The following is a 14,147-nucleotide window of genomic DNA, read 5'->3' on the forward strand; positions in this document are numbered from 1 at the left end:
CTCTGGTGGTTGGGGTTGGGGTGCGGGGCGGGGGGGGGGCCCTGCCCCCCCCCCCCCCCCCACGACCCCAAGGCGGGTCAAGGCGACCGCGACCAGTACGACCACCATGCCCGCGATGACCTGCGGCGTCAGTGTCTCGCCGAGGAACACCGCGCCCAGCGCCACCGAGACCACCGGCAGCAGGTAGCCGACGGTGGCCGCCGACGTGGGGCCTTCGTCGGCGATCAGGCGGTAGTTCAGGTAGAACGTGATGCCGGTGCCGAAAACGCCCAAGATGGTCACCGCGACGACCGCGGTCAAAGTGACCTGGGGCGCGGCCGAAGCCGTCGGCAACGCCACCGCGGTGAGCCCGGTCGCCGCCATCAACTGCGCGGCCGAGACCGCGAGCGGCGCGTCGCCCGCGGTCAGTTTCCGCGCCATGTAGGCGAAAGCGATCGCGTAGCTCAGCGCGGCGCCCAGCAGCGCGAGCGCGCCCCAGCTCAGGAGTGCCGAATGCCGCCACGGCGAGAAGATCAGCAGAACCCCCGCGAAACCCATTCCGAGCCCGGCCAACCGGGCCGGGTGAAGGCCGCGTTCGGTGCCGAGCGCGATCCCGATCAGCAGTGACCACAACGGGGTCGTCGCGTTCATGACACCGGCAGTGCCCGAGTCCAGCGTGCTTTCGCCGATGCTGAACAGCGCGAACGGCACCGCGTTGCAGAACAGCGCCGCGATGACGAGCCGTCCCCAGGTGCCGCGGTCACGGGGGAGCCGCTGACGTGCCATGGCCGCGAGCGCCAGCAGGGTGAGCGCGCCCAGCGCGCAGCGGATCAGCGTCAGATGGACCGGGGCGAAGCCGGTCAGCGCGAGCTTGATCCACAGGAAACTCGAGCCCCACAACAGCGCGAGGACCGCCATGCGTGCGTTGATCATGCTCTTCACGCTGCCGGAGCGGATCGTTCAGGACAAGCGATGAGTTCTGAAGTACGGTTAAGCTCCGCTACAAGATCAGCGTCGACGGCCTCGCGTCGCGGGCGGCCACTCGGCTTTGTTCTCCGCCGCGGCGACCACCCGGTGCATGACCACCTCGTTGTCGTTGATGCGCCGCATGTTGTCGTCATAGATCACGAACGCGCCCGCGCAGTCCTGGTCGAGCGTGCTGCCGTCCTGCGGCGGCGGGATCACCACCTGGGTGACCGTATGCCGCTCTTGCCGGTCATCGCTGTCCACGCACACGAGCACGGGAAGTCGGTAGCGAACCCAGCGGCGCATATGGCGTACTCCCCAAGAATGATTTTCGGCTGAACTCCAGTAGAAATCCTAACGCAATTCTTGAGTGGTCAATATCTGCAAATGCGGACGCACTTGCATTAGCATCAACCGTTTTCGGAAATGCCGATCTCGGCAAAAGACCCAAGTAGAGCGAGCGATTGGGCGCTTTCGGACCCCGGTTCCGCGTGGTACACGACCAGCAGTTGCCCGTCGGAGTCGCCGATGGCGAGTTTCTCGTAGCGCAGCTCCAGCATCCCGACCTCCGGATGCAGCATCCGCACGGGCCCGCCGCCCAGCGCCTTGACGTCGTGGCGCGCCCACAGCGTGGCGAACCGCCTGCTGGCCAGCGAAAGCTCGCCGACCAGCTGGGTGATGCGCGGATCGTCGGCCTCGGTGCCGATCGACGAGCGGAACGCCGCCACCATGCCCGCGGTCATCTGCTCCCACTCGGGATGCAGATCCCGCTCGGCGGGGTCGAGGAACACCGCGCGCAGCCGGTTGGCACCCGGCCGGATGGCGGTGGAGAGCGCGGTCGCGAGCCTGTTCGACGCCAGCACGTCGAACATGTGGTTCTCCACGAACGCCGGTAGCCCGATCGTGTCGAGCAGCTGCCGCGCACCGGTGGGCACGACCTCGCGGCGCGGCCGCCGCGGCGCGGCACGGGCCGTCGACAGGCTGAGCAGGTACTGGGTCGCGGCCGCGCCGAGCCCGTACACCTTGGCCAGCGCCTCGAGCACCTGCGGCGACGGGTTGCGGTCGCGGCCCTGTTCCAGGCGCAGGTAGTAGTCGGCGCTGATCCCGGCCAGCGTCGCGACCTCCTCGCGGCGCAGCCCCGGCGTGCGCCGGACACCGGTGACCCGCAGGCCCGCGTCCGCGGGGTCGACCAGCTCGCGCCGCGCCCGCAGGAACTCGCCGAGCGCGTTTGACCTGGTCACGACTCCAACTATAGGTTCGGCGCCGCCGCGCTGCCTGGTCCCGTCACCCCCAGGATGAGCGGGGCGCTGCCTGCGCGGCGAGCCGGTTGGCATCGTGAGAGGGTGCTCGCGGCACCAAGGCCGTGAGCTGGAAGGAAACGATGGCATCCCATGACCTGCCCGGTGGTACCTACCGCATGGGCGACCTGGAACTCACCCGCGTCGGTTACGGCGCGATGCAGCTGGCCGGCCCCGGCGTGTTCGGCCCGCCGAAGGACCGCGACGCCGCGATCGCCGTGCTGCGCACCGCCGTCGAACTCGGCGTCAACCACATCGACACCGCCGACTTCTACGGCCCGCACGTCACCAACGAGATCATCCGCGAGGCGCTCGCACCGTACCCGGACCACGTGCACATCGTCACCAAAGTCGGCGCCCGCCGCGACGAGCAGGGCGGCTGGCCACACGCCCGCACCCCCGACGAGCTGCGCGCCCAGGTCCACGACAACCTGCGCCGCCTCGGCCTCGACCGGATGGACGTGGTCAACCTCCGCGTCGGCGGCTTCGACGCACCCGAACCCGGCTCGCTCGCCGAACAGTTCGAGGCACTCGCCGAGCTTCAGCAGCAAGGCCTGATCCGCCACCTCGGCCTCAGCACGGTCAACGCCGAGCAACTCGCCGAAGCCCAGTCGATCGCCCCGGTCGTCTGCGTCCAGAACCTCTACAACGTCGCCCGCCGCGACGACGACGCTCTCGTCGACCTCACCGCCAGCCAGGACATCGCGTTCGTGCCGTACTTCCCGCTCGGCGGCTTCAACCCGCTGCAGTCCGACGCCCTGCACAGCGTGGCGGACCGCCTCGGCGCCACGCCGCTGTCGGTCGCGCTCGCCTGGCTGCTGCACCGCTCGCCGAACATGATGCTGATCCCCGGCACCTCATCGGTCGAGCACCTGCGGGAGAACATCGACGGCGCCGGCCTCGAACTCCCTGACGACGTGGTCGCGGAACTGGACAAGATCGGCGGTTGATTCTGTCCGGGTTTGTCTGGACCAATCTCGTCGGTCGTATTGACAGTGCACAGGTCGCGGCCACACGCTGATTTCTCTTCAAGGGGGTCAGCAGTGAAGGTTCTCCTGGCGGTTCTGGCCGCGCTCCTGTTCACGACATCCACCGCACACGCGGACGAGACCACCACAACCCCGTCGCCGCCCGCCGAACTCGCCGCCATCTGCAACAAACGGTGCGACGGCGCCGATCCGGCCACCTCGCCCGGCGACCGTAAGCCGGTGGCGGTGACCCTGTTCGCCCGGTCGATCGCGCTGCGTTTCGACGACGCCGACGCCATGGGCTGGGCGACGATCGACCACGGCAGCCCCGGCGACGAGGTCTGGCTGGACCGGTCGTTCGACGGCGGCCGGACTTGGGCGTCGGGGTCCCGGCTCGGCAACACCAAGATCCCGGCTGGAGCCACCGGCCGGCGTACGGCGATGTACAACAACGACGACTGGAACAACCTGGGCGTCGGCGCGCTGCGCGCCTGTGGCAAAGCGGGCGATCGCGTCGAGATCGCCTGCACCGCGTGGGCGCGCAGTACCTGGAACGCGGGGGACCGGCGGACGGCGGCGGCCACCGCGCAGATGATGTTCTACAACAACGGCACCGGCCTGTTCGACACCACCGGCTGGTGGAACTCGGCCAACGCGCTCACCGCGCTGATCCGCAACATCCAGGTCACCGGCCTCGGCAGCTACCGCTACGCCATCGCCCGCACCTACGACCTCAACCTCGGCAAGGCGTTCGGCCAGTTCCGCAACGAGTACATCGACGACACCGGCTGGTGGGGCCTGGCCTGGATCGCCGCCTACGACGTCACCGGCGACAGCCGCTACCTGACGACCGCACGCGCCGACGCCGACCACATGGCGTCCTACTGGGATGGCACCTGCGGCGGCGGGGTCTGGTGGAGCACCGCGCGGACCTACAAGAACGCCATCGCCAACTCCCTCTACATCGAGCTCAACGCCGCGCTGCACAACCGCATCGGCGGCGACACCGTCTACTTGGGACGTGCGAAGGCCGGCTGGACGTGGTTCCAGGGCACCGGCATGGTCAACGGATCATGGCTGGTCAACGACGGCGTCGACCTCGGCACCTGCCGCAACAACGGCAGCGCCGTGTGGTCCTACAACCAAGGCGTCCTGATCCACGCGCTCACCGAACTCAACCGCGCCACGCATGACGGCGCGCTGCTCACCACGGCCCGCAAACTCGGCGACGCGAACGTCACGGCGTCCGCTTTGAACACGAGCGACGGCATCCTGCGCGACCCCTGCGAAGGCGGCGACTGCGGGGCCGACGGCCCATCCTTCAAAGGCGCGGACGTCCGGGGCCTCGCCGCGCTGAACGCCGCGTTGGCCGACCGCCCGTACACGGCCTACCTGAAACGCCAGGCCGACCGCGCCTACTCGGTCGACCGCAACGCACTCGATCAGTACGGCCTGCACTGGTACGCGTCGATCGACGCGATCGACGCGGCCCGTCAGCAGAGCGCGCTCGACCTCATGAACGCCGCCCCGTAGCTGGTCGTGAGTGGTAACCGGCAATACCACTCACGACCCCGCTCAGCCGGTGACGGCGGTGACGAGTTCGTCGCGTCCGCCCGCGCCGGTCTTGCGGAAGAGGGCTTTGAGGTGGTCGTTGACCGTGTAAGGGGACAGGCCCAGCCTGCCCGCGATCCGCTTCGGCGGGGCGCCGTCGAGCACCTCGGTGAACACCTGGCGTTCGCGGGCAGTGATGCCGTACCAGTCGCAGAACACCGGGAGCAGCTGATGGCCCGAAGCCGCCTCGATGACTATCGCCACTTCGCCGGTCTCAGGCAGGACTTCCGCGTGGACAGCGGTCCACCGCCCGTAGGTCATCGAAGGACAGTAGACCGGGGTCGGCGCCACGCGGGGGTCGCGGGCACGCATCGCCAGCCCGGCGAAGAACAGCTCACCCATCCACAACGGGACACCGCGCTTGCGGCTCAGCTGGTCCTTCCACTGAGATGCTTGCGGCGTCGCCGACTTCACCTGGTTGTCCGCGCCCATGATCACCACACCCGGCGCCAGTGCGGGCATCGCGGTGCGCAGGGGTGCGGCCGTGACGTAGCCGCGCAGCGCCGTGATCAGCTCCGGCGTCAACTCGAGCAAACGGCGGGCGTCGGCGGCGTCGAACGGCCGTCCGCCGAGTTCACGTGCCAGTGTCAGCACACCCCACACCCCGTGCGTGTCCCGCAGCACCAATCTCAGCTCGCAGCCGACGCCGTGCTCGGCGAGCAGCCGCTGGGCGCCTTGGTCGCCGGCGCCCAGCATGGCGACGGGCACCTGCCGCCTGGCGATCGCGTCGAGTGCCCATGGGTCGTCGCCGCGGTAGAAGCGGTCCTGCAACTCCACCACGAGCGCGGGCTCGTAGCCGTGCCAGAAACTGAACGCTCCCATGTCCCAGCCGCGGGCCGGGTTGCTGCCCGCCAGGCGCACGGCGTCGTGCGCCACCACCGGCGCGAGTGCCCGCGAGATCAACTCGGCCGTCTCCAGCGCGCTCGCTCCCTGCTGGGCGGAGGCGGCGAACTCCCGCGCGAGGCGGTCCCCCGATCGAGTCACAATGTCAAGTCTGGCCGTTCGTTTCCCGGTGTCGCAACGCGACATGCCGCACGCTGCCCGATCGGGCAGCGGGGTCAAGCGGCCAGTGGCTTGCCGCGCCCGAATCCGGCCGCCCGCGCCCGCGCGACCGCGTCAGCGCGGCTGGTGAAGCGGTAGCGCGTGAAGATCGCGCTCAGATGGTTGCGTACCGTCTTCGGCGCCAACCGCAACCGCCGCGCGATGGCCGCGTTGTCCAGACCGGCGGCCAGCAGATCGAACACGGCGCGCTGCCGTCCGGTCAGCTGAGCGAACGACTCCGGCGCCGAAAGCAGGCTCGCGAGCCGGTCGGCGATCGGCGGCGCGAGCACCAGCCCGCCCTCGGCCACCGCACGGACGGCCCGCGCCAGGTCATCGCGGTCCGCGGTGTCGAGCAGGTAGCCGTGCGCGCCCGCCCGCAGCGCCGCGACCACGGACTCGTCATCACACCGCGGCGCGACCACCAGCACCCTGGCGCCCGGTAGCGCGCGCACGCGTTCGGCGATCAGCGCCAGCCCACCCGCACTCGGATCGCACACCAGCACGGTCGTCTCTGCCACAGCCATACATCGCAGCGTCGCGGGAGCGCGGCGCGCGCGATATCCCGAAACTTGGGGATACCGCGACCGTGGGCCGAGCCTGGGATCAGCAGTAGTACTCGGGGTGGCCGTTGTAGCGCCAGTCGCCCTGATGGTCGAGGTACCAGTTCGAATAGTGACCGATGAGCACGATGCCATTGGGCCGGTAGGTGTACTTGAGCTCGTACTTGAACTGGGTACCGTCCTCCGCGGTGCGGTAAACCCACTGCCCGGGGCAGTTCTGGTAATCGAGGCTCGGTGCCCGGAATTCCGTGGCCTGCGCCGGTGCGGCGGTGACGCCCAAGGTCAATCCGGTCGCCAGGCACGCTGCGGCGATGGTCTTCTTTGCTGAGCGCAAGATCTCTCCATTTCTTCGTGACGATCTTCGAGTGAATGAAAGCAGCGCTTGCTGTCACCCTGCTGCCACGATGATTTGCACGGTTTCAGCTTGGAATGAAATGTTCTGTCGGCGGAGATCTACTGATTCCTCCCGCGGAACCCGCGCGGAGTCAACCCAGGCTAAAAGCGTTGGCCAAGGTGCGCCTGGTCGGGGATACTTCGCGCGGCAAGGGGGGAAGTGTGACGACATTCGTGTGTGTGGGCTGCGACGCCGTGCTGACAGTTCCGATGGTGCGGGTCGCGTTGCCCGTCCATACTCGCGGGAAGGTGGGGAACGGGGTACGCGATATGCCCGTGCTCATGGCGGCGGGCACGTTTGCCGTTGATCCGAATCCCTCGGGGCCGCCGTGGCGGCGGTGGAGTGACCTCACCGCTGAGCAAGCGGCGGAACGTGGTGTCTTCGCGCCGGTCTGGTCCGTGTCGTTCGGGGCGAGGGAACGGATCGCCATGGCGCCCGGTGACGTACTCGGAACAGTGCTGATTCCGGAGCGCGCCAGCGGATACTGCTGCGGGTTCGCCGGAGGTGACGGTCCGAATCTGGCTTGTGTGAAGTGCGGGCTGCTCGTGGCGACCCGTATCGACGATTGCTCGTTGTGGCAGGTGGTGTGGCTCGAACCCGGCGCCGTGCGCGCGGTGCCCGGCGACGCGCCCGCGCCGGCGGAGGTGGCGTTTACCGGCCGGTTCGGCGAACGTGAGGCGGCAGGCGCGCACGCGCTAGCGCATCTGATCGCGGCTTCGGACGGAAGGCCCGTGACCGTCCCCGACGGCGGTGTCGCGGAGCTGTTCCGGCGCGCGCTCGACGGGCTGCTCCCAGCCGGTGCGCCTGCGAAGACAGTGGCGTTGGCCGGCCCAGGCCTGCCTGTCCCGGACGCCGACATTCTCCTGGTGCCGGGGGAGGCCCGGCCGGGGTGCGTGGCGTTGCCGCCCGAGCTGTGGAGAAGCCTCGCGTTCCCCGGTAAATGGCCGCCGATTCCGGCTACCGGAGGATTTCCTGACGGCGTTCTCCGTGACGATCCGCCGCCGGCGCCCGCGCGGAGCTTGTTCGAACCCGACCGGGAGATCTTCCTCTCCACCCTCGCTCGTCTTCCAGCCGTGCGGCAGCCGTGGCTCCGGGAGATCTACGACCGGGTGAACGCCGACCGGAACGCCCTCAGGTTCCCTTGATCCGCAGGTCAGGTCTCGGGATGAACGAACGCGGGCTGGGTGGTTTCGTCTGGTTCGTCGTAGTAGTGGTGGAAGACCGCGGTCTGGCTGCCCGAGATCGGCGGGACGATCCAGCTCCAGTCCGCCGGGCAAGCACGTCCCGAGGTTCGCTCCCGCTCGAGATGCATGAGGAACCGGCGTGATTCGGTGTGATGGTCCGTGATGGACACTCCCGCCGCGTTGAACGAGTGCTGCACCGCCAGTGTCAGCTCGACCATCGTCCGGTCACGCCAGAGCGTCCGGTCGTCGTCGGCGGGCAGGCCCATTCGCTCGGCGAGCTTGGGGAGCAGGTTGTAGCGGTCGGCGTCGGCCAGGTTGCGGCAGCCGACCTCGCTGCTCATGTAGATCCCGTTGAAGGCGACCGGATACTTGATCCCGCCGATCAGCAGCCGCATCGAGCTGATCGCGGGCACCGCGTGCCAGCGCAGGCCGAGCCGGGAGAACCAGGGCAGGTCGGGATGGCTCAGCGGGACCTCGAGCACGGCGTCCGGTGGGAGGGTGTACCAGCGGATTCGGCCGCGCGGGCATTCGACGACCAGCGGCAGCACGTCGAAGCGGGTGCGCGGGGCCGGTGGGCGCCAGCCGAGGCCGCGGACGAACTCGGTGAAGGCGAGGTTGCGCGGGTCGCCGAGCACCGAGTCGTCGGGGCGCAGGTAGCCGGCGTAGCGGATGAGCTGCTCGTTCCAGATGCGCGGGCCGGGGCCGTCCGCCGTGTCGGGGGCGAAGACCGTGATCGTCGAGCGGATCCGGCCGCCGCGGGTGGCCTCGCGCAGATGGCCGACGCATTCTTCCGCGACTTGATCCGGATTCGAAACGGATCTTCTGTCGCGCAGGTGCAGGCCGTTCCAATACAGCCTGCCGATACACCGGGCCGAATTTCGCCAGGCGACCCGCGCGCCGAATTCCAGCTCGGCAGTTGTGTGCCGGTAGCAACCTGTTCGTCTTATCTGACGATCGACTTCGGCAATTCGCGAACCAAGGCCGGGTAGGTGCTTCTCCGTGTAGAAAAGTCGAAGAAACTCTTCTGCCGCAGCGAGATTGACGCTGTGCTCACTGTCGGTGCGTGGATCGGGGAGGTCGACCACCCGAATGTCGGATTGGGTCATCGGATGGGCTCACAAATCGAATTCAACGCGTCGTCGCGCACGACTCCTCCGATGCTCAGGCTGCTCGGGGAAAACAACGACAATACAACACCGAGTCAACACCTGAGCCGAGCCGATCAATGGGAATCGATTTCCGCGGTAAAGCCGAGATCAATTCACTCGAAACGGCTCGCGTCGCCCGCTCCATAACGGATGATCTCGGCGCTGCCGCCGGAGAAGTCCACGACCGTGGTCGGCTCCGTGCCGCATTCGCCTGAGTCGATCACCGCGTCGACCACGTAGTCGAGCCGCTCCTTGATCTCCCAGCCCTGCGTCATCGGCTCCTCCTGGTCCGGCAGCAGCAGCGTGCTCGACAGGATCGGCTCGCCGAGCTCGGCGAGCAGCGCGTGGACCACCGGGTGATCGGGGATCCGCACACCCACGGTCTTCTTCTTGGGGTGCATCAGCCGCCGGGGGACCTCTTTGGTCGCGGGCAGGATGAACGTGTAGCTGCCCGGTGTGGACGCCTTGATCGCGCGGAACGCGGTGTTGTCGATGTGCACGAACTGGCCGAGCTGGGCGAAGTCGTGGCAGACCAGCGTGAAGTGGTGCTTGTCGTCGAGATGGCGGATGGTGCGGATGCGGTCGATGCCGTCGCGGTTCTCGAGAGCGCTGCCCAGCGCGAAACACGAGTCGGTCGGGTACGCGATCAGGCCACCGCCGCGCACGATGTCGACCACCTGGCCGATCGAACGCTTCTGCGGGTTTTCCGGATGCACGTCGAAGTACTTCGCCATCCCTGAAGCCTAGGATCTTCACCCGATGAGCGCAGTGACGGGTCGCTGACCGCGCGCTGACAAGATCGAAACAAGTCTTCGCCAAGGTCCTGGCCATGGTGAAAACACTTCTCGGCGTGGCCGTGCTGATGGCCACGGTCACGGCACCCGCCGCAGCCCAGTCCGACACGGTCGTGCACGACCTCGCCGTCACCGCGGCCGAGCAGCAGGCCGTCCGCGACTACTGGACCCCCGAACGCATCGCCACGCTGGAAGTCGGGCCGACGACGCCGGGGCACCCGCCGGTCGATGGCCCGGACGGCTCGTCGGTCGCTACGGGCACCGAGGTCGAACGGACCGTCGGGCGGCTCTTCTTCGTCGACCGCGGCGAGGACTCCAGCTGCACCACCACCCTCGTGACCAGCGCGAACCTGGCCACCGCCGTCACCGGCGGGCACTGCGTCCATGGCCGTGACCTGATCGGCAACGATCCACAGTGGATGACCAAGATGTTCTTCGTGCCCGGTTTCCGTGACAACACCAGGCCGTTCGGGGACTACGTCGTGCGCTCCGCCGTCGTGGACCGGCACTGGGTCGACGACGACCAGCGCTCCGAGTACGACCAGGCGTTCCTCGTGCTCAACGGGAAGCCGGGACAAGGCCAGCTGATCGCCTTCGGCCTGCCGGGCGGCCTCCCGGCGACCGAACTCGGCTATCCGCGCGCGGCCAAGAAGGACGGCCACCACGGCCGCCTCGAGTTCACCGGCATGCACGTCGCGCGCTGCTGGGGCACCCCGAAGGAGAACAAGGGCAACGACGAGATCCCGGCGCACGCGGGCCAGTGGGGCATCCCGTGCGACATGGGCGGCGGCTCCAGCGGCGGCCCGCGCCTGGCGCTGTTCGACGACAAGACCGGCCGCGGCACGGTCGTCGGCGTGAACACCCAAGGCTGGTACCTCGACGACGCCGGCCGGATCTGCGCGGACCAGTCGAAATGCACCAGGCACCTGCTCGGCCCGCAGTTCACCGCCAAGATCACCGCTCCGCTGTACGCGCGGGCAGCCGCAGCGTGAACACCGCTCCCTGACCGGGTGAACTGGCAGCGATCACGGCCCCGCCGTGCGCTTCCTCGAGCTTGCGGACGATGGCGAGCCCGAGCCCGAGCCCGAGCCCGAGCCCGAGGCCGGTGTCGGCCACCTCGATGTCGAAATCCTCGGTCCGCAGGACAAGCAGGCCAACGCTCACGAGGAAGGACGCCTTCCCCGCGCTGGCAGCGGGGAAGGCGTCCTGGAACGGCGCCGGGTGAGAAGTGAGGCGTCCTCCTACCCGGCGCCAACCGGCCCGGCGGTCTTCGGGGGGCTGGGAGAGTGAGACCGCCGAGGTTGATGGTCCGGCCCGACGGGCAGGGCGCTACCCGCCGGACCGGAGTTGGGGTGGGGTGCTACGCGTTGCTACTTCAGTAACCTCCATTCCCGTCGTCGGGAGCGGGAGTGCTCGTCGATGACTCGACGACGGCCTTCTTGTCGGCCGCGATCTTGCACCCGTTCGGCTCGATCGCGTACCAGGTGTTGCCGACGGTGTGGCCGTTGGCCTGACCGGGCGCGGTGTCCTTGGAGTAGCGGTAGACCGGCCAGTTGCCGATCATCACCTGCTCGGTTCCGTCGGACCGCTTCACCTTGCCGATGAGCTTCGGGTCGACCCCGTTGAGCTTCACCTCGCCCTGTGAAAGCAGCGGGGGCCATGTCTTCGCGCAGGCGTCCTCACAGGTCGCCTTGCGCGGCGGCTTCGCGCCGTCCTTGGTGAACAGATACAGCGTCATGCCGTTCTGATCGGTCATCACCTGGCCGAGCCCGGCGATCTCAGAGGCATTGAGCGCGGTGGCGGCCTCTTCGGTGGTCTCGGTCTTCTTCTCGCCGGTCTTGACGGCCTTGCCGCCGGCGGGAGTCACCGCGCTCCACACACCGTCCTTGCCCTGCCCGGTCGCCTGGCCGGGACCGGTGTCCTTGGAGAACCGGTAGATCGGCCAGCCGTTGACGGTCACCTGCTTCGTCCCGTCGGTGCGGGTCACCGTGCCGACCATCTTCTCGTCGACCCCGGTCAGCTGCGGCGCGCCGTCGGCGAGCAGCGGCGGCCAGGTGGTGGCACAGGCATTGTCGCAATTGGACTTCGGTGGTTTCGAGGTGTCCTTGTCGAAGCGGTACAGGGTCTTCCCGGTCTGATCGGTGAGCACCTGGCCCACCCCTTCGACTTCGGTGGCGACCAGCTTCGGCTGCTCGATGGCGGCCTGCGGCTTGATCTGCACGGCTGCGGGCGGCGCGTCGTCGGCCGTGGTGCCGCAGGCGGTCAGCGCACCGAGTCCGGACACCGCGAGCAGGGCCGTGACCGCGACACTCTTACGGGGCATGGGAAAAGTCTCCTTCTTCGGGGATGTCCAGCTGATCCGGCAGGCCGTCATTCCCGGCACGTCCGGCCCTTGTTGATGCAGTTGACGACCCGGCTCATGATGCATTGGGACATCACGTTGGCGAAGTCGTCGTGATCGGACGCCGGGTTGTGCTTTTCCTCCGGGAAAGCGTCCACTTTGTACTGACCGGCGAGCTGGATGGCTCGGGGGATGTTGTAGGTGAGGCTGACCCTCAACTGGGGGACCGCCGAGAAACCGTTGCCGCACTTGCCATTGGCGTCGGGGAAGACGATGTGCGTGCGGTGGTTCGCGCTGTCGATGTTCTTGCCGTCCCAGCAGCTCGGGAAGGTGTGGATCCGCTTGACCTTGCTGCCCTCCGGGCAGATCGGGTACTTGTCGATCAGGCGGTCCTCGAACCCGGTGCAGGTCCAGCTGACCCTGGCGTTCTTGGGCCCGTTGGTGGTGACCTTGGCGTCACCGTAGAGCACGCGCAGGAACTTCGGCATGGCACGGACCTTGCTCGCGGTGCTGCCCTGGAAGGTCAGCTCCACGTTCTGCGGCCGCTGGATCACGCCGTCGTTGCCGGGCAGTTCGTTGTCGGGGTTGGCGGGCGGGAGCTTCGCGGCGGCGTCGGCGCCTTGGCTGTTCTCGTCGCCGTTGTCGATGCCGTTCTTGCCCTTCTTCTTGTCCTTCACCGCGCAGTCCTTGAGGTCGGCCGCGTCGAGCTCGGCCTTCCCGCCGTTCTTGGCGATCGTGTCGTTGATCTTCTTGATCGACGCGTCTCGCTTGTCCTTCAACGGATCGAGGACCGCTTTTTCGGCGGAGCCGTTGGCACCGCGGGCTTCGGCGGCCGCCATGTCCTTGTCGGCCTGTGCGGATTGGGCGTCGAGTGCGTCGAGTTCACGGCCCACCTCCTGCTCGGCGGCCGCCGGCACCTCTTCCGGCAGCTGGCTGGCCACGTCGGGGCATTCGACGCGGGCCACCTGGTCGGCCTTCTTCGCCTGTTCCCGTTGCGGGTCAGGGTTTTCGGCCTTGGGGTTCTCCTTCTCGGCCTCTTCCTCGTCCTCGGTGTCGATGCGGACGACCGGCCAGAAGTAGGCTGACTTGTCACCGTTGCGGCAGGTGGTGCCCGCGGCCTGCAGGCTCTTGTTGTTGGAATCCGCGTTGGTGGACAGGTTTCCGACGTAGTCGTGCAGATGCTGGGCGCCGTTGCGGACACCGGGCTGTGCGATGAAGTTGTCGGGGTTGAAGTGCCCGTTCTCGTTCTTCCCGCAGTTGACGGTGAAGGTGCCCTTCGAAGCACCCCGGCCTGGCTGCGGCTTAGCGACGTTCGCCTTGACAGTGGTGATGTCCACGAACAGGGACTTGTCGGCACCGTCGGCCTTCGCCTCGCCTGGCGAACCGGCGGTGACGTTCACGACCAGCGCGCCCGCCGCGATCGCCAGTGCGAAAACACCGGTGGCGATCTTCGTTCTGCGGGCAATGCGATGTCGCCCTTCGTTTCGGGCCATTGACTGTTCACCTCGTTCGGCTTCCGGGCAGGGGGTATGACGGCGCCGCCCGGGAATGAGCTAACGGATGGTTCGTAATGTGGGAATCCGGACCGCGGCAAGGAAAGCGGCGGTTCCGGTTGCCATTTTGCTGTGGCATAGATGGATACGGGGGCCGACCATGATCGGTTTAAAAAGCGACCCGCCCGTTACCGTTCCGTTATCTGTGTCCCCGCGATGACCTGATGGTGCCCCGCGAGCGTGAACGTTGTGAAAGTGGCGTTCACAACGCTCACCCTGGATCCACCGAGGATCTTGGTGGGTTGATCGTGTCGTGGACGCGCAGATGCCCTCTGACTTGGGATGATTGTTCTTGCGAAGGAATCAATCG

15 protein-coding genes are annotated in these 14,147 nt (G+C 67.9%); 4 read left to right on the forward strand and 11 right to left on the reverse strand.

Annotated features, from left to right (window positions below):
- From ACFV15_RS45230 to ACFV15_RS45240, 3 genes are all read right to left on the reverse strand, one after another.
- A partial coding sequence (locus ACFV15_RS45230; protein ID WP_378359302.1) for a DMT family transporter occupies positions 1 to 912 on the reverse strand: 912 nt, incomplete at its 3' end.
- 75 nt (positions 913 to 987) lie between these two features.
- Positions 988 to 1,251 (reverse strand): hypothetical protein, encoded by a 264-nt coding sequence (locus ACFV15_RS45235; RefSeq protein ID WP_378359304.1) that lies wholly within the window; start codon positions 1,249 to 1,251, stop codon positions 988 to 990.
- Between the two features lie 104 nt (positions 1,252 to 1,355).
- The gene (locus ACFV15_RS45240) at positions 1,356 to 2,186 is read right to left on the reverse strand and encodes a helix-turn-helix transcriptional regulator (RefSeq protein ID WP_378359306.1); all 831 of its coding nucleotides are present in this window, start codon (positions 2,184 to 2,186) and stop codon (positions 1,356 to 1,358) included.
- A 140-nt stretch (positions 2,187 to 2,326) separates the two neighbouring features.
- On the opposite strand from ACFV15_RS45240, the gene ACFV15_RS45245 reads away from it, so the two are divergent.
- Together ACFV15_RS45245 and ACFV15_RS45250 are read left to right on the forward strand one after the other, a co-directional pair.
- Positions 2,327 to 3,193, forward strand: a complete 867-nt coding sequence (locus ACFV15_RS45245) for an aldo/keto reductase family oxidoreductase (protein ID WP_378359308.1) — start codon at positions 2,327 to 2,329, stop codon at positions 3,191 to 3,193.
- Positions 3,194 to 3,319: 126 nt separating this feature from the next.
- Positions 3,320 to 4,744: a glycoside hydrolase family 76 protein gene (locus ACFV15_RS45250; protein ID WP_378359326.1), complete on the forward strand. Its 1,425-nt coding sequence runs from the start codon at positions 3,320 to 3,322 to the stop codon at positions 4,742 to 4,744.
- Positions 4,745 to 4,786: 42 nt separating this feature from the next.
- Here ACFV15_RS45250 and ACFV15_RS45255 read toward each other — a convergent pair whose 3' ends face one another.
- The 3 genes from ACFV15_RS45255 to ACFV15_RS45265 form a co-directional block, all read right to left on the reverse strand.
- Positions 4,787 to 5,806 carry a helix-turn-helix transcriptional regulator gene (locus tag ACFV15_RS45255; protein WP_378359310.1) on the reverse strand — a complete coding sequence of 340 codons (1,020 nt, stop codon included), beginning with the start codon at positions 5,804 to 5,806 and terminating at the stop codon, positions 4,787 to 4,789.
- 74 nt (positions 5,807 to 5,880) lie between these two features.
- Entirely contained in the window at positions 5,881 to 6,387 is a 507-nt protein-coding gene (locus ACFV15_RS45260) for a LuxR C-terminal-related transcriptional regulator (RefSeq protein ID WP_378359312.1), read from the reverse strand.
- Between the two features lie 79 nt (positions 6,388 to 6,466).
- Positions 6,467 to 6,757: a hypothetical protein gene (locus ACFV15_RS45265; protein ID WP_378359313.1), complete on the reverse strand. Its 291-nt coding sequence runs from the start codon at positions 6,755 to 6,757 to the stop codon at positions 6,467 to 6,469.
- 221 nt (positions 6,758 to 6,978) lie between these two features.
- On the opposite strand from ACFV15_RS45265, the gene ACFV15_RS45270 reads away from it, so the two are divergent.
- Positions 6,979 to 7,962 (forward strand): hypothetical protein, encoded by a 984-nt coding sequence (locus ACFV15_RS45270; protein ID WP_378359315.1) that lies wholly within the window; start codon positions 6,979 to 6,981, stop codon positions 7,960 to 7,962.
- An 8-nt stretch (positions 7,963 to 7,970) separates the two neighbouring features.
- Here ACFV15_RS45270 and ACFV15_RS45275 read toward each other — a convergent pair whose 3' ends face one another.
- Positions 7,971 to 9,107: a nitric oxide synthase oxygenase gene (locus tag ACFV15_RS45275; RefSeq protein ID WP_378359316.1), complete on the reverse strand. Its 1,137-nt coding sequence runs from the start codon at positions 9,105 to 9,107 to the stop codon at positions 7,971 to 7,973.
- 155 nt (positions 9,108 to 9,262) lie between these two features.
- Positions 9,263 to 9,883, reverse strand: a complete 621-nt coding sequence (locus ACFV15_RS45280) for an L-threonylcarbamoyladenylate synthase (protein WP_378359318.1) — start codon at positions 9,881 to 9,883, stop codon at positions 9,263 to 9,265.
- Between the two features lie 95 nt (positions 9,884 to 9,978).
- On the opposite strand from ACFV15_RS45280, the gene ACFV15_RS45285 reads away from it, so the two are divergent.
- On the forward strand, positions 9,979 to 10,935 hold the full coding sequence (locus ACFV15_RS45285) for a trypsin-like serine peptidase (protein WP_378359320.1): 957 nt from the start codon (positions 9,979 to 9,981) through the stop codon (positions 10,933 to 10,935).
- Here the strand turns inward: ACFV15_RS45285 and ACFV15_RS45290 are convergent.
- From ACFV15_RS45290 to ACFV15_RS45300, 3 genes are all read right to left on the reverse strand, one after another.
- Positions 10,898 to 11,107 carry an ATP-binding protein gene (locus tag ACFV15_RS45290; protein WP_378359322.1) on the reverse strand — a complete coding sequence of 70 codons (210 nt, stop codon included), beginning with the start codon at positions 11,105 to 11,107 and terminating at the stop codon, positions 10,898 to 10,900. The genes ACFV15_RS45285 and ACFV15_RS45290 overlap by 38 nt on opposite strands.
- Before the next feature lie 211 nt (positions 11,108 to 11,318).
- Entirely contained in the window at positions 11,319 to 12,266 is a 948-nt protein-coding gene (locus ACFV15_RS45295; RefSeq protein ID WP_378359323.1) for an SCO0930 family lipoprotein, read from the reverse strand.
- A gap of 47 nt (positions 12,267 to 12,313) precedes the next feature.
- Entirely contained in the window at positions 12,314 to 13,777 is a 1,464-nt protein-coding gene (locus ACFV15_RS45300) for a DUF1996 domain-containing protein (protein ID WP_378359325.1), read from the reverse strand.
- Between the last annotated feature and the right edge of the window lie 370 nt (positions 13,778 to 14,147).

Source organism: Amycolatopsis sp. NPDC059657 (assembly GCF_042734395.1).
GTDB lineage: Bacteria > Actinomycetota > Actinomycetes > Mycobacteriales > Pseudonocardiaceae > Amycolatopsis.

What these genes read in the sequence shown, in the direction of transcription:
- ACFV15_RS45235 (WP_378359304.1), bottom strand. Translation starts at nt 1,251, where the DNA reads ATGCGCCGCTGGGTTCGCTACCGACTTCCCGTGCTCGTGTGCGTGGAC.
- ACFV15_RS45245 (WP_378359308.1), top strand. Translation starts at nt 2,327, where the DNA reads ATGGCATCCCATGACCTGCCCGGTGGTACCTACCGCATGGGCGACCTG.
- ACFV15_RS45260 (WP_378359312.1), bottom strand. Translation starts at nt 6,387, where the DNA reads ATGGCTGTGGCAGAGACGACCGTGCTGGTGTGCGATCCGAGTGCGGGT.
- ACFV15_RS45275 (WP_378359316.1), bottom strand. Translation starts at nt 9,107, where the DNA reads ATGACCCAATCCGACATTCGGGTGGTCGACCTCCCCGATCCACGCACC.
- ACFV15_RS45280 (WP_378359318.1), bottom strand. Translation starts at nt 9,883, where the DNA reads ATGGCGAAGTACTTCGACGTGCATCCGGAAAACCCGCAGAAGCGTTCG.
- ACFV15_RS45285 (WP_378359320.1), top strand. Translation starts at nt 9,979, where the DNA reads ATGGTGAAAACACTTCTCGGCGTGGCCGTGCTGATGGCCACGGTCACG.
- ACFV15_RS45295 (WP_378359323.1), bottom strand. Translation starts at nt 12,266, where the DNA reads ATGCCCCGTAAGAGTGTCGCGGTCACGGCCCTGCTCGCGGTGTCCGGA.
- ACFV15_RS45300 (WP_378359325.1), bottom strand. Translation starts at nt 13,777, where the DNA reads ATGGCCCGAAACGAAGGGCGACATCGCATTGCCCGCAGAACGAAGATC.